This window comes from Bradyrhizobium prioriisuperbiae (assembly GCF_032397745.1).
Lineage (GTDB): Bacteria > Pseudomonadota > Alphaproteobacteria > Rhizobiales > Xanthobacteraceae > Bradyrhizobium_A > Bradyrhizobium_A prioriisuperbiae.
This window is the reverse complement of sequence record NZ_CP135921.1, coordinates 3,727,164-3,748,833: the sequence shown is the minus strand read 5'-3', so window position 1 is coordinate 3,748,833 and position 21,670 is coordinate 3,727,164. Positions and strand designations below refer to the sequence as shown.

General features: G+C 64.3%; 19 protein-coding genes. 9 read left to right on the top strand and 10 right to left on the bottom strand.

Features of this window, described 5'->3' with window-relative positions; genetic code table 11:
* Positions 1-68: 68 nt before the first annotated feature.
* Positions 69-1,229 (bottom strand): N-acetylglucosamine-6-phosphate deacetylase, encoded by a 1,161-nt coding sequence (locus tag RS897_RS17600; protein ID WP_315837786.1) that lies wholly within the window; start codon positions 1,227-1,229, stop codon positions 69-71.
* Positions 1,213-2,007, bottom strand: coding sequence for a glucosamine-6-phosphate deaminase (locus tag RS897_RS17595; protein ID WP_315837785.1), 795 nt, complete (start codon positions 2,005-2,007; stop codon positions 1,213-1,215). Before RS897_RS17595 ends, RS897_RS17600 begins: the two co-directional genes overlap by 17 nt.
* 162 nt (positions 2,008-2,169) lie before the next feature.
* Between RS897_RS17595 and RS897_RS17590 the strand changes: the two genes are divergently transcribed.
* Complete coding sequence (locus RS897_RS17590; protein WP_315837784.1) at positions 2,170-3,222, top strand: LacI family DNA-binding transcriptional regulator; 1,053 nt, start codon at positions 2,170-2,172, stop codon at positions 3,220-3,222.
* Here RS897_RS17590 and RS897_RS17585 read toward each other — a convergent pair.
* The 3 genes from RS897_RS17585 to RS897_RS17575 all read right to left on the bottom strand — a co-directional run bounded on the left by RS897_RS17585 (position 3,182) and on the right by RS897_RS17575 (position 5,442).
* A complete protein-coding gene (locus tag RS897_RS17585; RefSeq protein ID WP_315837783.1) occupies positions 3,182-3,766 on the bottom strand; it encodes an amino acid synthesis family protein in 585 nt (194 codons plus the stop codon). The two genes, RS897_RS17590 and RS897_RS17585, sit on opposite strands and share 41 nt — an antisense overlap.
* 8 nt (positions 3,767-3,774) lie before the next feature.
* The gene (locus RS897_RS17580; RefSeq protein WP_315837782.1) at positions 3,775-4,647 is read right to left on the bottom strand and encodes a fumarylacetoacetate hydrolase family protein; all 873 of its coding nucleotides are present in this window, start codon (positions 4,645-4,647) and stop codon (positions 3,775-3,777) included.
* A 90-nt stretch (positions 4,648-4,737) separates the two neighbouring features.
* Positions 4,738-5,442, bottom strand: coding sequence for a GntR family transcriptional regulator (locus RS897_RS17575; protein ID WP_315837781.1), 705 nt, complete (start codon positions 5,440-5,442; stop codon positions 4,738-4,740).
* A gap of 151 nt (positions 5,443-5,593) precedes the next feature.
* Between RS897_RS17575 and RS897_RS17570 the strand changes: the two genes are divergently transcribed.
* The 3 genes from RS897_RS17570 to RS897_RS17560 all read left to right on the top strand — a co-directional run bounded on the left by RS897_RS17570 (position 5,594) and on the right by RS897_RS17560 (position 8,647).
* On the top strand, positions 5,594-6,586 hold the full coding sequence (locus RS897_RS17570) for a zinc-dependent alcohol dehydrogenase family protein (RefSeq protein ID WP_315837780.1): 993 nt from the start codon (positions 5,594-5,596) through the stop codon (positions 6,584-6,586).
* 25 nt (positions 6,587-6,611) lie between these two features.
* Positions 6,612-7,520 carry a VOC family protein gene (locus tag RS897_RS17565; RefSeq protein WP_315837779.1) on the top strand — a complete coding sequence of 303 codons (909 nt, stop codon included), beginning with the start codon at positions 6,612-6,614 and terminating at the stop codon, positions 7,518-7,520.
* Between the two features lie 143 nt (positions 7,521-7,663).
* On the top strand, positions 7,664-8,647 hold the full coding sequence (locus RS897_RS17560; protein ID WP_315837778.1) for a tripartite tricarboxylate transporter substrate binding protein: 984 nt from the start codon (positions 7,664-7,666) through the stop codon (positions 8,645-8,647).
* A gap of 9 nt (positions 8,648-8,656) precedes the next feature.
* Here RS897_RS17560 and fsrB read toward each other — a convergent pair whose 3' ends face one another.
* Both fsrB and RS897_RS17550 read right to left on the bottom strand, forming a co-directional pair.
* A complete protein-coding gene (gene fsrB, locus RS897_RS17555) occupies positions 8,657-9,946 on the bottom strand; it encodes a siderophore utilization protein FsrB (RefSeq protein WP_315837777.1) in 1,290 nt (429 codons plus the stop codon).
* 101 nt (positions 9,947-10,047) lie between these two features.
* Positions 10,048-12,039 carry a TonB-dependent siderophore receptor gene (locus tag RS897_RS17550; RefSeq protein ID WP_315837776.1) on the bottom strand — a complete coding sequence of 664 codons (1,992 nt, stop codon included), beginning with the start codon at positions 12,037-12,039 and terminating at the stop codon, positions 10,048-10,050.
* Between the two features lie 888 nt (positions 12,040-12,927).
* Between RS897_RS17550 and RS897_RS17545 the strand changes: the two genes are divergently transcribed.
* The gene (locus tag RS897_RS17545; protein ID WP_315837775.1) at positions 12,928-14,439 is read left to right on the top strand and encodes a helicase HerA domain-containing protein; all 1,512 of its coding nucleotides are present in this window, start codon (positions 12,928-12,930) and stop codon (positions 14,437-14,439) included.
* Positions 14,440-14,461: 22 nt separating this feature from the next.
* Here RS897_RS17545 and RS897_RS17540 read toward each other — a convergent pair whose 3' ends face one another.
* Positions 14,462-15,595 (bottom strand): Bug family tripartite tricarboxylate transporter substrate binding protein, encoded by a 1,134-nt coding sequence (locus RS897_RS17540; protein ID WP_315837774.1) that lies wholly within the window; start codon positions 15,593-15,595, stop codon positions 14,462-14,464.
* Positions 15,596-15,811: 216 nt separating this feature from the next.
* On the opposite strand from RS897_RS17540, the gene yghU reads away from it, so the two are divergent.
* From yghU to RS897_RS17525, 3 genes are all read left to right on the top strand, one after another.
* Positions 15,812-16,687 (top strand): glutathione-dependent disulfide-bond oxidoreductase, encoded by an 876-nt coding sequence (gene yghU, locus RS897_RS17535; protein ID WP_315837773.1) that lies wholly within the window; start codon positions 15,812-15,814, stop codon positions 16,685-16,687.
* Positions 16,688-16,791: 104 nt separating this feature from the next.
* Positions 16,792-17,685: a 3'-5' exonuclease gene (locus RS897_RS17530; protein WP_315837772.1), complete on the top strand. Its 894-nt coding sequence runs from the start codon at positions 16,792-16,794 to the stop codon at positions 17,683-17,685.
* 196 nt (positions 17,686-17,881) lie between these two features.
* Complete coding sequence (locus RS897_RS17525) at positions 17,882-18,904, top strand: LLM class flavin-dependent oxidoreductase (RefSeq protein WP_315837771.1); 1,023 nt, start codon at positions 17,882-17,884, stop codon at positions 18,902-18,904.
* Positions 18,905-18,916: 12 nt separating this feature from the next.
* Here RS897_RS17525 and RS897_RS17520 read toward each other — a convergent pair whose 3' ends face one another.
* Together RS897_RS17520 and RS897_RS17515 are read right to left on the bottom strand one after the other, a co-directional pair.
* On the bottom strand, positions 18,917-20,110 hold the full coding sequence (locus tag RS897_RS17520) for an amino acid aminotransferase (RefSeq protein WP_315837770.1): 1,194 nt from the start codon (positions 20,108-20,110) through the stop codon (positions 18,917-18,919).
* A 20-nt stretch (positions 20,111-20,130) separates the two neighbouring features.
* Positions 20,131-20,478 (bottom strand): hypothetical protein, encoded by a 348-nt coding sequence (locus tag RS897_RS17515; protein ID WP_315837769.1) that lies wholly within the window; start codon positions 20,476-20,478, stop codon positions 20,131-20,133.
* Between the two features lie 116 nt (positions 20,479-20,594).
* On the opposite strand from RS897_RS17515, the gene RS897_RS17510 reads away from it, so the two are divergent.
* A complete protein-coding gene (locus RS897_RS17510; protein ID WP_315837768.1) occupies positions 20,595-21,665 on the top strand; it encodes an LLM class flavin-dependent oxidoreductase in 1,071 nt (356 codons plus the stop codon).
* Positions 21,666-21,670: the final 5 nt, after the last annotated feature.

The window sequence follows — 21,670 nt, the reverse complement described above, 5'->3', positions numbered from 1 at the left end:
TTTGATATGCAACCGGTTGCGGCGTCAAGGCGAAGCGTAGCCCGGCGAACAGCGCCCCGTCGTCCGCATCACGCAGGACTGTATTTTTCCCCGGACACATAGGTCTCGCGGATCGCCAGCGATGCCGTGCCCTGCTCCCAATCGAACAGAATGAGATCCGCTACCTCGCCGATGGCGAGACGGCCGCGACCGCCGACAAAACGGCCGGGATTGAGCGTTGCCAACTGGATGCCGTCGGCCAGCGTCAGGTCGGCCATGCGGATGGCCAGCGCCACGTCCTCGCACAGCGGCCGGCTTGCGCCGGCGAGATACGGCGTTCCCACTACGCTGAGGCGGCCGTCGCTGCCAACCTCGACACGCCCGCCGATCGGCTGATCGTAGATGCCGGGCGACAGGCCACCAGGCGCCGTCGTATCGGAGACAAGGTAGGAGCGACCCAGCCCCTTCGCCCGCAGCATCGCCTTGAACGTCTCGGCCGGCAGGTGGAAACCGTCGGCGATGAAACCGGCATCGAGCCGATCGTCGGCCAGCTGGGCCCAGATGAAATTCGGATGCCGCGGCAACATCGCCGCCGCGCCGTTGCCGAGATGCGTCGACAGCCGGGCCCCGGCTGCGACCGCATCCTGGATCTGCGCAACCGTGGCCGAGGTGTGACCGATGGCGACCAGGATGCCTTGTGCGACCAGCGCGCGAATGAAAGCTGGCGCTTGATCGTAATGCGGCGACAACGTAATCTTGCCGACCAGGCCACCACTGACGCGCTGCCATTCTGCCACTTCGTCGAGATCGGGCGGACGCACATGCTCGCGCGGATGCCCGCCGCGCGGACCGTCTTCGGCTGCAAGAAACGGCCCCTCGACATGGACGAAGGGAATCATCCGTTCGCACAGCGGATCCTGCCGCCGCGCCGCGGCGATGGCCGCGAGCGCCGAACCAAGCGAGGCACGGGACGCGGTGATCAGGGTCGGCAGATAGGTGGTGACGCCAAGGCCGGCCATCATGCGGGTCAACGCCAACACCCGCTCAGCCGTCAATGCACCATCATTGAAATCCAGGCCGCGAAAACCGTTGACCTGCAGGTCGATCAGGCCCGCGGAAAGATAAGGCGTTGATGCCAACTCCAGGTCCAGCGGCGCAATCGCCGTGATGCGGCCATCGGCGACCGTGACGGAGAGCCCCTGCCCGGTGCCGACATCGCGGCCTACGATATGATCAACCGTTCCAGACATCGGGGTCAGACTCCACGTCGAGATACAGCGTGCAATCGGCATGCCGACGCAGGACACTGGCCGGGCAGTCGGTGGTGATCGGACCGCGAAGCGTTCGCTCAACGGCTGTGCGTTTTTGTGCGCCCGGCACCACGCAAAACAGCCGTTGCGCGCGCAGCAGTCGAGGAATGGTCAAGGTCACCGCGCGTTCGGGCACGTCAGTGAGATTCGCGAAGCAATCGTCGTCGACCTGCTGCCGGCGGCAGGCATCGTCGAGTGCGACGATCTTGACATCCAGCGGATCGGCAAAATCGGCGACCGGCGGATCATTGAATGCGATGTGGCCGTTGACGCCGATGCCGAGACACACGATGTCGATCGGCGCCGCGGTCAGCAACTCGGCATAATGCGCGGCGGCGGCACGCGGCTCGGGCTCCGGGATGATCGGGTGCACGGCGGCGAACGCCACGCGATTGAACAGGCGCTGCTGAAGCCACAACGCGAAACGCTGCGGCGCCTCGGTGGCGAGGCCGATATACTCATCCATGTGAAACGCCGTGACGCGAGACCAGTCGATGCCGGGCTCGGCGATCAGCGCCCCGATCATGCCGGCCTGGCTCGGAGCGGCAGCAAAAATCAAACGCACGCCGTCGGCGACAGCCAGCCTTGCGCGGATCTCATCGGCGATATCGCGGGCCGCAGCCTCGCTCATGTCTCCGCGCGTCGCAAAGGAGCGCACGCGCAGGCGCTCCACCATGCGGTGGTGCGTCGGCGTGCGTGTGGCAGCAGCGAAATCCATCTGAACGACTCGTCAAGCAGCTGAGCGGAAATGGTCCCGCGCGGTTGTTGCTCCCGGCACCGGCGACCTGTACTATTCTCTGCAACCGGTTGCGGGTCAAGCGGCTGGGAAATCGAGCCAGGACGTGGCAACGGCCGGGCCTGCCCCCGCACGGGACGATTGATGGACGACCTATCGAGCCGCCCGGACGCGCCGACGATCAGCCAGGTGGCGGACGCCGCCGGGGTTTCGCGTGCGACCGTGTCACGCGCTTTCACCCGCCCCGACATGCTGAACGCGGACACCGTGCGCAAGGTGAAGGCAATCGCGAAAAAGATCGGCTACGTGCCGAACCATACGGCGCGGGCGCTGTCGACCGGACGCTACGGCAATGTCGCTCTGGTGGTGCCTGATGTGGCCAATCCGTTTTTCCCGCCGCTGATCCGTGCGGCACAGGTCGAGGCGGAGAAACTCGACTTCTGCGTGTTCCTGGGCAATTCCGACGAAAATCCGGACCAGGAGGAAAAGCTGGTCAGCCGCTTCGCGACCCAGGTGGAAGGGTTCATTCTCGCCTCGTCGCGGCTGTCCGAAGAGCAGATTCGCGCTCAGGCCGCACGGCGGCCGCTGGTGCTGATCAACCGGGACATCAAGGGCATCCCGCGCGTGCTGATGGACAGCGGCGTCGGAGTCGCCGAGGCGGTCGATCATCTCGCTGATCTCGGCCACAAACGCATCGCCTATATCAGTGGGCCGAAGAGCTCGTGGTCGAATGCGCAACGGCGTACCGCCGTTCAGCGCAGGGCGAAAGTCCACAATCTGCAGGTGCTGATGGTGCCGGCGCAGATGGCGTCTTTCGAGACCGGTAACGCCGCCGCCCCTGCCCTGCTCGACTATCGCGCAACGGCTGCCGTGGCGTTTGACGATCTGATGGCGCAGGGCACGCTCGCCGGCCTTGCCGCACGCGGCGTGGCCGTACCCAGGGATTTTAGCGTGATCGGCTGCGACGACGTGCTCGGCGCGATGACTTATCCGGCGTTGTCCAGCGTCTCCAATGCATGCCCGGAGGCGGGCCGTGCCGCGGTGTCGCTGCTGATGGAGATGCTGAAGACGCGCGTGGTCAGTGATGTGCGTTATGTGCTCGGCACCAGCCTGGTGATCCGCAAGACCACCGCCGCACCACCAGCGACGCCCGCCGTCAGCGCTGGCCGTCGTGCACCGAAATCTCGGACCCCTTGAGACCGCCGATCCGCGCATGCGGCCGGCCGCCGGTCGCCATCACCAGCGCAAAGGCAATCTCGTCACGCCGGGGCGCATCCCACAAGGTCATCTCGGCGGTGCCGAAATGACTGCGCACATAGGCGGCATGAATGTGTCCGAGCGGCACCATCAGCCGCGTGCCCGGACCGCCGATGGTCTTGGCGGCGGGCACGATGGCTTTGGGATCACCGAGCGCTGCGCGCATCGCCCAGCCGCCGGCCTCATGCCACACCGCGCCGTGCTCGAGCTCGCCGTCCTCGCCGACAATGATGCCCTTGCCATAGGCCTCGATGCGCGCGGCCCCCCCGAGCTGCGCAATCAGTTGATCAGCAAGCTCGCGACCGAGCTCGCGCAGCGCCGCCTGGAACGGCAGCAGGTTTTCTTCGTAGCGGCCTGCGAACGGATTGCGGATCACCGCAATCGACGTGCCGACCAGCAGCGGCTGCGGCAGGCGCGGACCGCGCTCGTGCCAGATGGTCTCGACACTGAGCGCGGTCTTGCGCACCTCATAGGCTGCGGTCATCGCAGCGCTCACTCGTCCAAGACCTCGTCTACCACAGGATTGCGCAGCACGCCGATATTCTCGATCTCGACCTCGACCACGTCGCCAGCCTTGAGGAAAACCGGCGGCTTGCGGGTGAAGCCGACGCCCGCCGGCGTGCCGGTGGCGATGACGTCGCCCGGCACCAGGTCGAAGATGGTCGAGCTATATTCGATCAGGCGCGGAATCGAAAAGATCAGCATCGACGTATCCGACGACTGCACCACCGTGCCGTTGACCCGCGTCTCCAGCTTGAGTTTGGTCGGATCGCCGATCTCGTCCGGCGTCACCAGCCATGGACCGAATGGGCCGGTACCAACGAAATTCTTGCCGGAAGCGATCTGCTGGGCGTGGCGCTGCCAGTCGCGAACGCTGACATCGTTGTAGGCCGAATAGCCGGCGACATGATCCCAGGCATCGGCTTGGCTGATGTGCCGTCCGCCCTTGCCGATCACCACCGCAAGCTCGCCCTCCCAATCGAAATTGTCGGAGACTTTCGGCCGGATCACCGGCGCGTTGTGGCCGACCTGGGAGCGCCAGACCCGCAGGAATATCGGCGGGTACTCGGTGATCTCCCGCTTCATCCCGAACGCCACTGCCTCGTTGTGGTGATCGAGATAGTTGCGCACGGCGCAGACGATCTTTTCCGGACGCGGGATTACGGGCAGGAAGCTGATCTCCGACAGCCTGGGCCCCGGCTTGTGCGCGGCGACGATGGCGTCGCGGCGAGCGAAATCGACGCTGCCGAGGAAGTCCGCCAGGGTCGGATACTGCGGTAACGCACGGCCGAGATCGGTCACCGCGTCGCCCGTCACGGCCCCCCAGCTCTCCCGTCCGCCTTCGGAAAACGACAACAGCTTCATGCTTCCACCCCGAGATAAGAAAATTTTCGATATTTATATTATTTTCGAAATTAAAGCCGAACGCAAGCCATTCCCGCTCCGTCAGGCGGCTTATTTCGCGTCGGCGAGCAGATGGCCGGCGTAGGCGAGTACGTTTTCGGCGGTGGTCCGGATGTGGGATTCGATCAGCTTCACCGCGAGATCGGCATTGCGGGAGATCGCCGACTGCATGATCGCCTGGTGCTCACCCGCCTTGTCGCGTGGCCGCGGCCGGAAGCTCGCGGAGAGATGCCGATAGCGCTCGGCGCGATCGAACAGGTCGGCGCGGATCGCGAGCAGGGTCTTGGACTCGCAGGCCGAGACCAGCGCCTGATGGAACTGGCGGTGCGCCGCCGTCCATTCCGGATCCTGGAGCGGGTTGTCGTCCGCCCGCTCTTCGATGCGGCGCAGCCGATGCAGCGTGGAAATGACGGCGATTTCCCAGTCATCGCCGCCTTTTTCGATCGACCGGCGCAGCAGTTCGACCTCGATCAGCACGCGCGCGTCGGTCACCTCGATGAGGTCACGCCGGCTCACCGGCGCCACGCGAAAGCCGCGCTGCTCCTGCGCGTCGACCAGGCCCTCGGCGGCGAGCGCGGTCAGCGCCTCGCGCAGGGTGGTGAAGCTCGCGCCGTAGCGCTGCTTCAGCACGTCGAAGCGCAGCGGTTCATCCGGCGTCATCCGGCAACTGACGATGTCTTCGCGCAGCCGATGGGTGATGTCAGCCGCGATCGTCTTGCCGAATTCCTTGCGCGATTGGGGGGCGCCTGCGGACATCGCCTTCCGTGCCGAGTCATTGAAGCTGCGGCGAACATGCCGCGCCTAGAACCATCTTGCAATAATTTTCGTAATGGATACTATTTTCGAAAATAGATCGAGCCCCCCAATAAAGACCCACAGAAACACCAAGGACAGGACTGACATCACCATGAAGGCTGTATTGGTGCATCGTCCCGGAGGGCCGGATGCGCTCGATTATGTCGAACTCCCGATTCCCTCGCCCGGCCCCGGCGAGGTGCAGATCCGCGCCGAGGCGTTCGGCGTCGGCCAGCCGGACGCGTTGATCCGTCGCGGCGTCTACAAATGGATGCCGCCGCTGCCGACGAATCCCGGCAATGATGTCGCGGGCCGGATCTCGGCGGTGGGTGCCGGCGTCACCGATATCGCGGTGGGCGAGAAGGTGCTGCTCAGCGCTCGCGATCTGTCCCAGCGCGGCGGTTGTTATGCCGACTATGTCGTGGCGCCGGCCGATGCCGTGCACAGGCTCGGCGACGGCATCGATCTTGAGGCCGCCGTCTGCCTCGCCAACTATCAGGTGGCGCTGGCGCTGCTGCGGGAATGCGGCCATCCGCGCGCGGACAGCAGCGTGCTGGTGATTGGTGCGGCCGGCGGTGTCGGCACCGCGCTGGTGCAACTCGCCAAACGCGCCGGCATGACGGTGATCGGCACCGTCAGCACCGAGGAGAAGGCCGAATTCGCCCGCCGCAACGGCGCCGACCACGTCATCTTCTATCGCCGCGAGGACGTGGTGGAGCGAACCCGAGAGCTCACCGGCGGCCGCGGCGTCGGCCTCGTGCTCGACCACATCTGCGGACCCGAGTTCACCGGCTATCTCCGCGCGCTCGGCAAATGGGGCACCCTCGTCTCCTACAATGCCTTCGCCGGCCTGCCCGAAGAGAACCTGATGGCGGCGATGCGCAACCTCCTCGACATCTGTCCGGCGGTGCGCTGCTTCTCATTTCACATCTACGACCATGACCGCGAAGGCCGTCGCGCGCTGATGACCGAGGTCATCGCGGCACTGGCGCAGGGCGAGATCAAGCCGGTGATCTCGGCGCGGTTTAATCTCGCCGATGTCCGCAAGGCGCACACGCTGCTGGAGCAGGGCGCGGCGCTCGGCAAGATCATCATGACGCCGTGACACGCGGCGCTCGGGGGAAACGCAGATGAGCAAACCACAGGCGATCGCCAGACTGACACGGCTGCGGCACGCGACCCTCGCGTCAGTGGATCCGCAGCGCCTCGCCGATTACTACCGCCAGGTAATCGGCCTCGGCGAGATCGCCCGCGACAAAGAACGAATCCATCTCACCAGCGAGTCCGAACAGCTGTCGCTGGTGATCGAGGCGGGCGAGCAGCCGGGCCTGCGCCGCATCGCCTTCGAGATCGCGCCCGATGCGGACCTCGCGGCCATGCGCCGCAAGCTGTCGGAGGCGGGCCTGCGCGCCGAGCAGCGCAGCGACGCATTGCCCGGAATTGCCACCGCTGTTGTTTTCACCGATCCGGAAGGCACCGAATTCGAGTTGGTGTCCGGCTGGACGCCCACGTCCGCGAAGGAGCCGATCGGCGGATTGTCGGTGACAAAGCTCGGCCATGTCGCGATGTGCACGCCGGATCCGGCTGCGACAGCCAAATTCTGCGAAAGCGTGATGGGCCTGCGCGTCTCCGACTGGATCGAGGATCGGTTCGTGTTCCTGCGCAGCGGCCATGACCATCACACCCTGAATTTCGCGCAGGCGCCCGAGCGCCGCCTGCACCACATCGCCTTCGAGCTGCGCGGCGCGGCCCACATGCAGCAGGCCTGCGACCTTCTCGCGCGCAGCAAGCACCCGGTTCTCTGGGGGCCGGTGCGGCACGGCCCCGGCCACAACATCGCGATCTACCATCGCAGTCCCGACGGTCACCTGGTCGAGCTGTTCTATGACCTCGACCGCATGGCGGACGAGGAGCTCGGCTATTTCGATCCGCGCCCCTGGCATCGCGACCGGCCGCAGCGCCCGAAAGTGTGGGGCGGCCGTCCCCGCGACATCTGGGGCATGGCGCCCTCGCCCGAATGCGTGGAGTTCGCGCGCTGAGGTTTCCAAAGCGTTTTCAAGCGAAGTGGATACCGGTTCGCGTGAAGAAAACGCGTCAAAACAAAAAAGAAGCTGATCAAGCACCAACACACAAAATAACGCCCGCCGTGTCAGGACGGGTGCACATCAAGGAGGATCGATCCATGCTCAGCCGTTCAACGAGCATCACGCGGCGGCTTGCGCTCGCGGCAGCGCTCGGTTTGCTCACCGCGCCGGCGTTCGCCGACGCCTATCCGTCGCGGCCGATCCGCCTGATCCATGGCTTTGCCGCCGGCGGCGCCGCCGACACCTTGTCGCGCATCGTGGCGGAAGGGCTGCAGAAAAAATTCGGCCAGCCGGTGATCGTCGAAGCGAAACCCGGCGCCGGCGGCAACATCGCGGCCGATGCCGTCGCCAAGGCCGCGCCCGACGGCTACACCCTCGGCCTCGTCACCGGCGCTCACGCCATTTCGGCCGCGACCTACAAGAGCCTCAGCTATCAGCCGGTCGAGAGCTTCGACATGATCTCGACGGTGGTCTATTATGCGCTGGTGGTGGCGGTACGCAGCGATCATCCGGCGAAGTCGCTCGGTGATCTCATCGCGATGGCGAAGGCAAAACCCGGCGCCATCAGCTTCGGCTCGGTCGGCTTCGGCAGCACCCATCATCTGGCCGGCGAACTGCTCAATGCGATGGCGGGGATCGAGATGGTCCACGTGCCCTACCGCGGCGACTCGCAATCGCTGACGGCGCTGCTCGGCGGCGAGGTCCCGGTGATCGTCGCGACCAGCGTGCTGCTCGCGCCACAGATCGAAAGCGGCGCGGTCCGCGGCCTCGCTGTGACCTCGCCGACGCGAACCGCGCTGCTGCCCAACATCCCCTCGGCCGATGAAGCCGGCCTGAAGGGGTTCGACGTACGCACTTGGGCCGGGCTGCTCGCCCCGAAGGGAACGCCGCCCGCCATCGTCGAGAAGCTCAACACTGCAACGCGCGAGATGCTCAGGGATCCCGACATCAGGACACGGCTGGAGACAGCCATCGGCGGCGAAACCCGCGGCAGTTCGCCCGAGGAGATGAAGCGGCTGATCGGCACCGAGATCGCCAAATGGTCGGCGCTGGTGGACAAGGCCAGGCTCCCGCGGATCTGAGCCGCGGCGCTATTCCGCAGGTGCGAGTCGTCCGCTCGTGCGTGCTTCAGCTGTTTCGCGCACCCGGACGCGGGCGCGTCGCTTGCGCCACCAGATCACCACGCCGGTCACCGACAATGCCGCGACCACCAGTCCCATGACCGAGATCAGGATGCGGCCGGGCAGCCCGACGATGCGGCCGGAGTGCAGCGGAAACTGCGCCTGCACGAAGATATCGGCGGCGGTGCCGACCCACGGCAGCCGCTCGCCGATCGGACGCCCGTCCTCGCTGTCGTAATAAAGCTGCGCCGGACCGACGCCACCGGCGCCATGATCGTCACCGGGCTCGAAGAAGGCCGCCGCATACACGCCATGGGCCGGACCATAATTGATCGAGCCGACCGGCGTGGTCCATCCGCGACTCCTGCCATCGGCCGCCGCACGCGCGGCGATCTCCGCAAACGTCATTTTGGGCTCGATCGGATCGTCGAGATGCCGATACGGACGCTGCTCATACGGCGTCGGGGTGTAATCCGACACCGTCTTCATCAGCGGCGAAAACACCTCGAAGTACAGATTGAGCGAAAACGCCGTGAAGGCGATGATGAACAGCAGCGCCCAGGTCCACAGGCTGAAGGCGCGGTGGATGTCGAAATTGATACGATAGGCACTGCCCGAGGTCTTGATCTTCCAGGCCGGCGCCCAGCGCGCCCAGAAGCCGCGGCCGAGTTCGCGTTCAACCGCAGGCGCACGACCCGCTTTGGCGCGGCGGCGGGACGGCAGCGTCAGATAGAACCCGACAAAGCAATCGATGGTCCAGATCACGGCGATGACGCCGAGCACGCGCATGCCCCAGCGATCGCTGCCCCAGAACTCGGGAATGTGCATGGTATAGTGCAGCTTGTAGAGAAACGAGACGAAGTTCTCCCGCGTCACCGGCCACACCGCGCCCCAATAGCGCCGCCCGAGCTCCTCGCCGGTGTTGGGATCGAGGAAGATCTGGTTGTAATCGAGGCTGAACCGCTTGCCGGTGACGGGATCGATCCGCGGCATCACGAAGAACGACAGCGAGTGGCCTGTCTCCGGCGTCATGAACATGTGGACGACGCGGGCGCGGGGATCGCGCTGCTCGATCTGCCTGGCAAGCTCGATGGAGGGAATCGCGGGACCGCTCGTGGTCACATCGAACAGAGTCTTGTTCAACACCTCGTCGATCTCGTGATCCCACGAGATGATCGCACCGGTGATGCCCGAGAAAAACAGAAAGCCGGCGGTGAGAAGGCCGGCCCAGCGATGCAGTCGCCCGAAGATCGATCTCATGGCCTTCGCCCGTGTCGTTAATTTCACTCAGTTACCAAACATCGTCACCGCGGGTCTTCCCGACCGGCGATGACGTATCGTCGCAGTGAAGCGGAACCGGCCTACCAGCGGTAAGTCAGCTTCGCGACCGCCTTGCGGCCTTCGGCATAGAAGCAGCTCGTGTAGCCGTAGCAGGCCGCGACATAACGGGTGTCGGCGATGTTGGTGACGTTCAGCGCCAAGCGATAATTGTCCCTGGTGTAGGCAAGCAGCGCATCGACCACGGTCGACGCCGGCACCTTGAAGGTGTTGGCCTCGTCGCCGAAGGTCGCGCCGACATACCGAATGCCGCCACCGACCTGCACGCCGGCGAGCGGGCCGCCCTGCAGCGTGTAGTCGCCCCACAGCGAGAAGCGATTGAGCGGCACCGTGGTCGGCCGATTGCCAACGTTCACGGGGTCCTGGGTGACCACGGCGTCGACATAGGCATAAGCGGCGCGGACGTTGAAGCCTTCCGCCAGCGTGGCGGTGCCTTCGAGTTCGATGCCGCGCGACCGCACCTGTCCCGTTTGTTCTGCATAGTATGACGGAGGCGCGTAGGTGACGACATTGGAACGCGTCAGATCGAAGGCTGCCAGCGTAATCAGCGCATTGATTCCGGCAGGCTGATACTTCACGCCGACTTCATACTGGACGCCGGTTTCCGGCTTCAGCAGATCACCCGCGGCGTTGACGCTGAGCACCGGCAGGAACGATTCGGAATAGCTGAAATAAGGCGCGACGCCGTTGTCGAAATTGTAGATCACGGCCGCGCGGCTGGTGAAGGCAGAAGCATCCGTCTTGGCGGACGTCGAGTAGAGATAGCTGTCGAGATCGGTGGTCACGAAATCCTGCCGGCCGCCCAGCAGGAATGACAGCTTGCCGATCTTGATCTGGTCCTGCGCATAAATCCCGACCTGCGACTGCTTGATGCCCGTATCGTCGGTGAGGCCGAGATCGGTCCAGCTGTTGGTGTAGACGGGCGCAAACAGGTTGATCTTGTCGGTGCTGTAGGTGGACGCATAATCGCGAAACGATGTGTTGCGATAGTCGATGCCGAACAGCGTGGTGTGGCTGAGGGCACCGGTAACGAATTTTCCCTGCAACTGGTTGTCGACGGCAAAGGAGTTGATGGTCGATTCGCCGGCGCTGCCGGCGCGCGACATCAGGCCGGCGGCTTCGTCGGCGGCCGAGGCATAACCTGTGCCGTAGAAGCTGCGCTGCTCGTTATGCATCCACGAATAGCGCAGGTTCTGCCGGAAGGTGATCGCGTCGTTGAAATCGTGCGAGAACAGATAGCCCACGGTGGCCAGCTCGGTGTTGAACTGGTTGAAGTTCGGCTCGCCGCCGAATCGCGTATTCGAGATGGTGCGGCCATTGTTGGCAAACGCCGTACCCGACGCCGGCAGGAATTGCAGGCCCCAGCCCGCGGTATCCTTCTGATAGTTGGCCAGCAGCGTGATGGTGGTGGCCTCGTTCGGCTTGAACGTCACCGCCGGCGCAATGAAGATGCGGTTGTCCTTGGTGAAATCGACCTGGGTTTCGCCATCGCGGACCGCGCCGGTCAGGCGCCACAGCACGGTGCCGTCCTTGTTGGCGGAACCGCCCATGTCGAACTGGCCCTGGTAGCGGTTGAAGCTGCCGCCGGACACCGAGATCTCGCCGAACTGCTGGGCGGTGGGCAGCTTGCTGACGTAGTTGAGAATGCCGCCGGTACCGCTGCCGCCGTACATCACCGAGGACGGCCCCTTCAGCACTTCGAGACGCTCGGCGCCATAGGGCTCGAGGCCGAGAAAGTGCACATAATTGCTGCTCGGCTGCCGCAGCCCATCGAGATAGAGGCCCGGCATGGTCATGTCGAAGCCGCGGATCTGCAAGCCCCCGAAGCGCGTATCGGAGCCGCCGTTGACGTCGCCGCTGACGCCTGCGGTGTAGCGCAGCGCCGCGCCAACCGATTCCGCACCCTGGTTCTTGACCTGGTCGGTGGTGACGACGGAAATCGACTGCGGCGTTTCGACGATCGGGGTGTCGGTCTTGGTCGCGGTGCCGGTGCGGGTTGCGACGAAACCTCGCACCGGACCATTGGCGCGCTCGCCGACGCCCGGACCTGATGCAGCCGCGGTTGTTGCGGCTTGCGGTGCGCGGGCCGCACGATTGGCGCGCGCAGCGCGCGTGGTCGCAGCACGGCGAGATGATTGCGTCGCAGCTGGACGTAAACGTTGCTGTGGCGCATCCACAGTCACCGCAGGAAGAGACGATTGCGCGAGCGCAGCCCCTGTCGGCAGGAAGAGACTCAATCCACTGACTGCACCAAGACAGATCATTCGCATGAATTGAAGTCGAGTGGCGGATGGCGAACGAAATGCAGGTGGTGTCAAGCTGAGATGCCCCGAAGTTTGCCGGCTTGGCCGGTATGATTGTTGAGGGCTCGCTCTAACGCAGGCGTCTTCGGAGTTCGATAGCCGGCAGATAGAATTGCTCCAGATCTGCGGCGTGCACATCGCAGACATCGCCTGAAACAAGCAGTTTGCACGCGCGGACAGCGTCGCGTGGAACCGCACATAGATCACGCGTGGTTCCGCGATACATCGACGCAGCTTCGAGAATTGGCTCGGAGTCCAATCGATCCGTTCTGCGTGAGAGATCGAAACACTCACGCCTGTGGACTCGCGTTGCGAGCGATCAGACGATCATGACGATGACGTGCCCCACCTACGGGGGACATCGCCCGTCCGATCGGTCACCGACCATCGCACACGATTGGAATCGGATTCGGCTGGCGACTGCGTCCGGAGCGACTGCGCCGATTGTCAAGAGGTCGCGCCCACCTGTGTCCAATCTGCGCTATCCAGGCGCCATGTGATGATCAACTCTGCGAATCACGGGACGATTCGGCCGTGGGCGCTCGACGGGGCGCGGTGAGATTGATAAGCCCCTCTCCGCAGAGAGGTTTGAGTCGAGACATGACCGTTGCAATCGAAATGGGGCAGACGACGGCAGGCGGCTCAGCGGCTCTGGACCTCGAGGAACTGCTGGCAACCCGCCTGCTCGTGCAGGGCAATTCAGGCTCCGGCAAATCCCATCTGCTGCGCCGGTTGCTGGAACAGAGCGCCCCCTGGGTGCAGCAGACCATTATCGACCCCGAAGGTGACTTCGTCACCCTGGCCGAGCGATTCGGTCACCTCGTGATCGATGGCGAGGAACATACCGAGCGGGGCCTGCAGGCTGCCGGCGAGCGCGCGCGCATCCATCGTGTCTCCACCGTGCTCAATCTCGAGGGGCTCGACGCCGAGAATCAGATGCGGCGCGCAGCCGCCTTCCTCGGTGGCCTTTTCGAGGTCGCCCGCGACCACTGGTATCCGATGCTCGTGGTGGTGGATGAAGCGCAGCTGTTCGCGCCGGCCGTCGCCGGCGAAGTCTCGGACGAAGCGCGCAAGCTTTCGCTGGGCGCCATGACCAACCTGATGTGCCGGGGCCGCAAGCGCGGCCTTGCCGGAATCATCGCCACCCAGCGGCTGGCGAAGCTCGCCAAGAACGTGGCCGCAGAGGCGTCCAATTTCCTTATGGGCCGAACTTTCCTGGATATCGACATGGCGCGCGCCGCCGATCTCCTGGGCATGGAGCGGCGACAGGCCGAGGCCTTCCGGGATCTCGAACGCGGACAATTTATGGCACTGGGCCCGGCGCTCTCCCGCCGTCCCCTGGGATTGCGCATCGGTCCCACGGAGACCAGCCCGCGCAATGCGACCCCGCGACTGATGCCGCTGCCCGAAGCCAGCCTGGAGGACGCACGCGCCATTATCCTGGCCGCTCCGCCACCCGAGGCCATCCGGTCCCCGCGCCGGCCACCACCCTCGCCGGATCTCCTCGGCCAGTTGATGGCGGCGAAATCCGCAGCGCTGGAGTTCCCTCCCGAAGCGGTGGAGCAGCCCCCCAGTGCGGAGGAGCTGGCGGCGCGGCGCGAACGGCTGGACCGTATCCTGCGCGCCATCCTGTCGGAACCCGACGCAGGCTTTCGCGCGATCGGCGTGCTCTATCAGGAGTTCGTGGTCCGCTGCCGCATCGAGGGCCTTGGTTCGGCCGCACCGGACCTCGGTGAATTCCGCCGCATGCTGACGCGTGCCCGCGCCGGGCTCGGCGCCGAGATGGCCGACGATGACGGCTGGCAGGATGTTTCGCTGCGCGCCAGTGTCCTGCCCGACGACATGCAGGGCGTATTCATGATGATCGCCCGCGCGGCGAAAGAAGGCTGGCCCTGCCCGGGCGATGCGGCGCTTGCGCGCGCCTATGGCACCCACTCGCTGCGCCGCGCGCGACGCCTTTTGAGCTATATCGAGGAGCAGGGCCTGATCGTGTGCCAGCTCGACGGCACCGGCCGGCGCACCGTGACCCTGGTCGAACTGGCCTGGGCGACGGCACCGGGCGATCCCAATGCCGAGGATCTGCCGGCGGAGGACAGCGTCGCATCTCCATGATGCGACGCCATCCGTTAGTTCGTCATTCCATTTTGATATTCGCACTTTTGACGACGCTGCCCCAACGCGCGACCTCGTCTTTGAGGAATATCGTAAATTCCTCAGGCGAACTGCCGACGACTTCGTAACCGAGCCTCTCGAAATCCGCCTTCAGCGTCGGATCGTTCACCGCCTTCTTTGTTTCGGCCGCGATGCGGTCGACAATGGGCTTCGGCATGTTCGCCGGGGCGATGATGCCGGCCCACGTTCCGGTCACGAAGTCCGGCACACCCTGCTCACCCATGGTCGGGACGTTGGGGCTGACGGGCACGCGGGCCTTTGCCGTCACCGCAAGCGGCTTGACCGTGCCCGCCGCGACATGCTCGGCGAATGCGCTGACGGTGTCGAACATGACGTCCACCCGCCCGCCGAGCAGGTCGGTCAACGCCGGTTGTGTCCCGCGATAGGGAATGTGCTGAAGGTCGATGCCGACACGGGCTTTCAAGAGCTCCATGGTCAGATGCGCCGCCGCACCGATGCCGCTGGACGCAAAGCTGAGTTTGCCGGGGTTCGCCTTTGCGTAGGCGATCAATTCCTGGATGTTGTTGATCGGCAGATCCTTGCGGGCCACCAGCATGAGCGGCGCCACATTGACCAGCGAGACATAGGTGAAGTCCTTCACGACGTCGAAGGGGAGCTTCGGGTTGAGTGTCGCGTTGACGGCGTGCCCCGCAATAACCGTGCCGAACGTATAGCCGTCCGGCGCTGCCTTCGCGACGGCATCCGCTCCGATCACGCTGTTCGCGCCCGGCCGATTTTCCACAACGATAGTTTGGCCAAGAGCAGCGGACAGCTTCGCACTGATGGCGCGCGCCGTGATGTCGGTGTAGCCGCCGCCGCTGTACGGCACGATCATCCTGATCGTTCGATCCGGCCAAGTCTGTGACGATGACGTCTGTGACAACGCCGGCGCGCTGGTCAGCACCGCAATCGCAACCGACGCCAGGATTGCACGACACGTTCTTTGCACTGAAATACCCCTCCCTTTGTTATTGAGCCGCTCCCGCAATGATAATCGGCGGGACGCGACCGAGCTTCCAAGGTTAGGTGAGGACGTGCGGCCAATGCAAGCGCGAGGCAGCGCTAGGCGATCGACCGTTTCGCATTCGCCCTCCAAATTCCACGCAAAGGAAAGACATCGATATGACTGTCGTTGCGCAATCGGCTGCGACAAAACTCATGGATAGTGGCGCAGGGCCAGCAAACGAGCCTTCTCCATCGGCTACCTGGCTCTGCCGGGCGCATTGCGATCATGCGACAAAATCATGGCGAGGGACGGGTCCAGCGCCTATGTGTCTGCCCAGACCGCCCCTTTCAGGCCTGGAGCCCCCGAATGACCAGCTCGACCGATTATACGCCGCCCGCCGTCTGGACCTGGAACAAGGAGAGTGGGGGCCGGTTCGCGAATATCAATCGCCCCATCTCCGGCGCCACGCACCAGAAGGAGCTGCCCATCGGCCGCCACCCGCTCCAGCTCTATTCCCTCGGCACCCCGAACGGCGTGAAGGTGACGGTGATGCTGGAGGAGCTGCTTGCTCTTGGCCACAGCGGCGCGGAATACGATGCCTGGCTGATCCAGATCGGCAATGGCGATCAGTTCGGCAGCGGCTTCGTGGACGCCAACCCGAATTCCAAGATCCCGGCCCTGGTGGATCGCAGCGGCCCCACGCCGATCCGGGTGTTCGAATCCGCCTCGATCCTGATGTATCTTGCCGAAAAATTCGGCGCGTTCCTGCCGACCGAGATCCCGGCACGGACTGAATGCCTCTCATGGCTGTTCTGGCAGATGGGCAGCGCCCCTTATCTCGGCGGCGGGTTCGGGCATTTTTATGCCTATGCGCCAAGCAAGATCGAATATGCGATCGATCGTTTTGCGATGGAGACCAAGCGCCAGCTCGACGTCCTGGACAAGCGTCTGGCGAACAACACTTACATCGCCGGTGAGACTTACACGATCGCGGACATTGCGATCTGGCCCTGGTACGGCGCACTCGCCAAGGGCGTGCTGTATGGCGCGGGCGAATTCCTGCAGGTGAAGGAGTACACCCATGTGCAGCGCTGGGCCGACGCGATCGCACAGCGCCCTGCCGTCCGGCGCGGGCGCATGGTCAATCGGACCTTCGGCGAGCCATCAAGCCAGTTGCACGAGCGCCACGATGCCAGCGACTTCGACACCAAGACCCAGGACAAGGTTTCACCGGCAAGCTGATGGGCACCTGATCGGGCGGCTGCCCCTGGCCGCCCGACACAACCAACCGATCGCTCCAGGCCGGCACGGCCGGAAAGCCCGCGAATCACGTATAATCCGTCGGGATGAGCGATCAAGATACCCTTGTTGAGATAGCGGCCACGCTGGAGCGGTCACCCGATTACCGCATTCTGCGTCGCCTGGTCCCGCGACAGGACTATGCGCCCTATGACGGCGAGGGGGCGCGAACCGGCCTGCTTCTCGATGTCGAAACCACCGGGCTCGACACCACGCGCGACGAAATCATCGAACTGGGGATGGTCAAGTTCAGGTATCTCCCGGACGGTCGGATCACGCGGGTGATCGACACCTTCAGTTGTTTCAACCAGCCGTCCGTTTCGATTCCAGCTGAAATCACCTCCCTCACCGGGATCACCGACGAGATGGTCCGCGGGCACACGTTCGAGACCGATCGCGTGGCCCGGTTTGCGTCCGACGCAGTCATTGTCATCGCTCACAATGCAGCCTTCGATCGCCGGTTCATGGAACGATATTCCACGGCCTTCGAACACAAGGCCTGGGCCTGCTCGGTCAGCGAGATCGAGTGGCGCAACCACGGTTTCGAAGGCTCGCGGCTGTCGTACCTTTTGATGAAGGCCGGCTTCTTTCACGAGGCGCATCGCGCCGTTGACGACTGCCGGGCTCTTCTCGAGATTCTCGCCTCCCCGCTTCCGCAGGCCGATCGGACGATTTTGTCCGTTCTGCTGGAACGTGCGAGACGCAAAACCATCCGGATTTGGGCCCAGCATTCGCCGTTCGAGTTGAAGGACGAACTGAAGCGGCGCGGATATCGCTGGAGCGACGGTACGGACGGCCGCCCAAAGGCCTGGTACATCGATGTGGACGAGCGGGATCGCAGCGGAGAAATTGAATTCCTGCAGAAGACCATCTACCAGCGTGAGACTGATCTCCCGACCCGGGCCCTCACCGCGTTTGATCGTTTCTCGGTCAGAGCCTAGAGTTCCGTTCCGATCGGATCGAAACGGAAACTCTGGATTTCTGTTCTGACGCTTTTTTTACGCGACCCCGTATCCACTTTGCTGGAAACTCCAGAAGGCCTGCACGGCCTCAAATTACGTTTCACCGGGGCTACGCTGTCCCGCCCAGACACCTAATATCCGGTTCTGCATCGAACCATCGACAGGTTTACTGCGCATGAAAAAGATCGGCTTCCTCTCGTTCGGCCACTGGACACCCTCGCCCCAGTCGCAGACCCGCTCGGCCGGCGATGCGCTGCTGCAGTCGATCGATCTGGCCCAGGCGGCCGAGGATCTGGGTGCCGACGGAGCCTATGTTCGTGTCCATCATTTCGCGCGCCAGCTCGCCTCGCCCTTTCCGCTGCTGGCAGCGATCGGCGCGAAGACCAGCCGCATCGAAATCGGCACGGCCGTGATCGACATGCGCTACGAGAACCCGCTTTACATGGCTGAAGATGCAGGCGCCGCCGATCTGATCGCCGGCGGGCGGCTGCAACTCGGGATCAGCCGCGGATCTCCCGAGCAGGTGATCGATGGCTGGCGCTATTTCGGTTACAGCCCGGCCGAGGGCCAGAGCGATGCCGACATGGGCCGCCGCCATGCCGAAGTGTTTTTCGATGTGCTGCACGGCAAGGGATTCGCACAGCCGAACCCGCGGCCGATGTTTCCCAATCCTCCTGGCATGCTGCGCCTGGAGCCCTATTCCGCGGGCTTGCGCGAGCGAATCTGGTGGGGCGCCGGCTCCAACGCCACCGCGGTGTGGGCTGCGAAACTCGGTATGAACCTGCAGAGTTCGACACTGAAGGACGACGAGACCGGAGAGCCGTTCCACGTCCAGCAAGCCGCCCAGATCCGCGGCTACCGCGCCGCCTGGAAGGAGGCCGGCCACACCCGCGAGCCACGCGTCTCTGTCAGCCGAAGTATCTTTGCGCTGGTCGACGATCGCGATCGCGCCTACTTCGGACGCGGCCGCGAGGAACAGGACAAGGTCGGCTTCATCGACGAGAAGACCCGGGCGATCTTCGGCCGCAGTTATGCAGCCGAGCCGGATGCCCTCATCGCGCAGCTCAGGCAGGACGAAGCCATCGCCGAAGCCGACACGCTGCTCCTGACCGTCCCCAACCAGCTGGGCGTCGCCTACAACGCCCACGTCATCGAGGCGATCCTGACCCATGTCGCGCCAGCACTGGGATGGCGCTAGGACGTTCGATCGCTACGGCGCGATCACCGCGGCTTTCGCGCGCTCGAGACCTCCCACGTCGGCCAGGGCCGCAACGAACTTACCGGCGTCCGAAGCGCGCATGCCGGCCAGATTGGCGCGCCCCGACGGCGCCATATAGATGGCGTGCCGGGTGCGCAGCGCGTCGATTTGCTCCGGCGCCAGCGCCAGGTTTGAAAACAAGCCGCGCTGCCGATCCAGGAATGCCAGTTGAGGCTCAAGCGTCGCCAGTGCGCGTCGGACATCGCCGATACGCGCGCACATGCTCACGAGCTCCTCGCGCCATGAGCGGGTCAGGTCAGGCGACTCCAGCACGATGCGCACCAGCGCGGCGCCATGATCCGGCGGCATCGACCAGTTGACGCGCGCCAGGCCGGCCAAACTGCCGAAAACAGCACCGGCATGGGCCGCGGTGCGTGCCTGGGCAAACAGCGCTCCCGTCCGATCGCGATAAAGCGCGAAGTTCTTGTCGCAGGAATAGGCGACCAACGCCTCATCAGTCGCATCCAGGACCAGCCGCAATCCGGCCACATCCTCATCCAGACCACGCCCGAGCCCTTGATAGGCCAGGTCGATGAACGGAAACAGCCCACGCCGGGCAATGAGATCTGCGACCTCGCGCCATTGATCAAGATCGAGGTCTGCGCCAGTCGGGTTGTGGCAGCATCCATGCAGGAGCACGACATCGCCTTGAGCCGCACCGGACAAGGCGGCCATCATCTCGTCGAAGAGGATTGTCTGTGTTTTGGTGTCGAAAAAGCGATACCGGCACACGGTGAGACCGCCGGACTGGAAAACCGGACCATGGTTGGGCCACGTGGGCGTGCCGACCCAGACCCGCGCACCGGGACGAGCGGCGGTTATCAATTCGGCCCCAAGCCGCAGCGCGCCGCTTCCGCCCGGGGTCTGAATGCCGGTGACATGGCTGGTGCTCTTGTCGAACACCAGCGGTTGCAGCGCGGCCACGAACCGCATGTCGCCTTCGGGGCCAAGATAGGACTTGGTATCCTGGGCCTCGAACAGGATTCGCTCCGCGTCTTTCACGGCCTGCATGATCGGCGTCGCTCCGCTGTCATCGCGATAGACCCCGACGCCCAGGTCGATCTTGCCGGCTCGGGGATCGTCGGCAAACGCCTTGATCAGGGCAAGAAGGCTGTCGGGCGGCGGATTCTTGAGGGTCTCGAACATACGGGCTCCGACCTGGCGGTTCAATTCTTCTTCATCGTGACCAACGCGCTTGAGCAGCAGGATCGAACAAAATCCAATCGCTGCCAAGCCAGACAGGAAAATGCCGGGCACGGCCTGATCACAGCGCCAAACCGAAGGTAGGCGGGGAAAAGCTCGGCGACAACCGCCCCGAAAGCATCCGACACCAGCGCGCCGATCATTGCAGCGCTGCCGAACAGCCCATTGAGGTTCATGGGCTCCTGCTCCCCGCAACGCACCAGAATACTTTGGCCCGCAGCCGCCGTTGCGCAGCATGCCTGCTGCGCGACCGCGCCGTTTTGAGGGACATGCTTCTCCCAAACGCGGGCAGCCGCCTTGTCGCTTTTCAAGCCAACCGTTACGGCGTATCTCCCTCCCCGTGCGAAAACACCGAGATCGTTGATTGTCCGGGATTAGCGAGATTGGCACCATTGCCCCGATACCTCGCGAGTCATTGACCCTTCCCATGATCAACACATCCGAATTTCTTTGGTACATCCCCAACGATGTCAAAGCCGGCCATCGCGGCGACGCTGTTGTCGAGAATCACAACAGCCTGGCAACCCTGACGAACCAGGCGAAGGCGCTCGAACAGCATGGCTGGAAGGGCGCGCTGATCGGAACCGGCTGGGGCCGTCCCGATACCTTCACCGTCGCAGCCGCGCTGGCCGCACAAACAACCACCTTCGAGCCGCTGATCGCGATCCGCCCGGGCTATTGGCAACCGGCTCATTTCGCGTCCGCCGCGGCAACGCTGGATCAGCTGAGCGACGGCCGCGTGCGTATCAATATTGTATCCGGCAAGGACAATCTCGCTGCCTATGGCGACAGCGAGGGAGACCAGGAGCACCGCTATTCCCGCACCAGGGAATTCATGCGGCTGGTTCGCCGATTGTGGACCGAAGAGAACGTCACCTTCGCGGGCCAGCATTTCCGGGTCACCGGATCGACCGCCGCACCGCGTCTCCAGAGTCGCGGCGACCGCCGGCACCCCAAACTCTATTTTGGCGGCGCATCGGAGCCGGCCGAGCGCGTCGCGGCCACGGAAGCCGACGTCCAGTTGTTCTGGGGTGAACCGCTCGACGGCGTCAGGACACGCATCGAAAGACTTAAGGAGCTGAGCCGAGAGCTGGATCGCGATCTCGCTCCCCTTGAATTCGGGTTGCGGATCACAACCCTGGTTCGCGAGACCACAGCACAGGCCTGGGCGGACGCCGAAGCCAAGGTCGCCGAGATGGCCAGGACCAGCGGCAGCGGCTGGCAGGACCACCGGGAGGCCGTCGCGGTGGGGCAGCGGCGACTGCTTGACCTGCACAAGCGCGGCGACGTCCTCGACGACAACCTCTACACCGCCCCCGGCAAGTTCGGCGGCGGTGGCGCCGGCACGACCTGGCTGGTCGGCTCAGCTGAGGATGTCGCCCGTTCGCTCCGCAAGTATCAGAATCTGGGCGTCAGCCACTTCATACTGTCGGACACACCATATCTGTCCGAGATCAAGCGACAAGGGGATCTGCTGCTCCCCCTGCTGCGCGATTGAAGTCG

Excerpts from the sequence above, each read along its gene's own strand:
- RS897_RS17600 (WP_315837786.1), bottom strand. The coding sequence starts at position 1,229 with ATGTCTGGAACGGTTGATCATATCGTAGGCCGCGATGTCGGCACCGGG.
- RS897_RS17595 (WP_315837785.1), bottom strand. The coding sequence starts at position 2,007 with ATGGATTTCGCTGCTGCCACACGCACGCCGACGCACCACCGCATGGTG.
- RS897_RS17590 (WP_315837784.1), top strand. The coding sequence starts at position 2,170 with ATGGACGACCTATCGAGCCGCCCGGACGCGCCGACGATCAGCCAGGTG.
- RS897_RS17585 (WP_315837783.1), bottom strand. The coding sequence starts at position 3,766 with ATGACCGCAGCCTATGAGGTGCGCAAGACCGCGCTCAGTGTCGAGACC.
- RS897_RS17580 (WP_315837782.1), bottom strand. The coding sequence starts at position 4,647 with ATGAAGCTGTTGTCGTTTTCCGAAGGCGGACGGGAGAGCTGGGGGGCC.
- RS897_RS17575 (WP_315837781.1), bottom strand. The coding sequence starts at position 5,442 with ATGTCCGCAGGCGCCCCCCAATCGCGCAAGGAATTCGGCAAGACGATC.
- RS897_RS17570 (WP_315837780.1), top strand. The coding sequence starts at position 5,594 with ATGAAGGCTGTATTGGTGCATCGTCCCGGAGGGCCGGATGCGCTCGAT.
- RS897_RS17565 (WP_315837779.1), top strand. The coding sequence starts at position 6,612 with ATGAGCAAACCACAGGCGATCGCCAGACTGACACGGCTGCGGCACGCG.
- RS897_RS17560 (WP_315837778.1), top strand. The coding sequence starts at position 7,664 with ATGCTCAGCCGTTCAACGAGCATCACGCGGCGGCTTGCGCTCGCGGCA.
- fsrB (WP_315837777.1), bottom strand. The coding sequence starts at position 9,946 with ATGAGATCGATCTTCGGGCGACTGCATCGCTGGGCCGGCCTTCTCACC.
- RS897_RS17545 (WP_315837775.1), top strand. The coding sequence starts at position 12,928 with ATGACCGTTGCAATCGAAATGGGGCAGACGACGGCAGGCGGCTCAGCG.
- yghU (WP_315837773.1), top strand. The coding sequence starts at position 15,812 with ATGACCAGCTCGACCGATTATACGCCGCCCGCCGTCTGGACCTGGAAC.
- RS897_RS17530 (WP_315837772.1), top strand. The coding sequence starts at position 16,792 with ATGAGCGATCAAGATACCCTTGTTGAGATAGCGGCCACGCTGGAGCGG.
- RS897_RS17525 (WP_315837771.1), top strand. The coding sequence starts at position 17,882 with ATGAAAAAGATCGGCTTCCTCTCGTTCGGCCACTGGACACCCTCGCCC.
- RS897_RS17520 (WP_315837770.1), bottom strand. The coding sequence starts at position 20,110 with ATGTTCGAGACCCTCAAGAATCCGCCGCCCGACAGCCTTCTTGCCCTG.
- RS897_RS17510 (WP_315837768.1), top strand. The coding sequence starts at position 20,595 with ATGATCAACACATCCGAATTTCTTTGGTACATCCCCAACGATGTCAAA.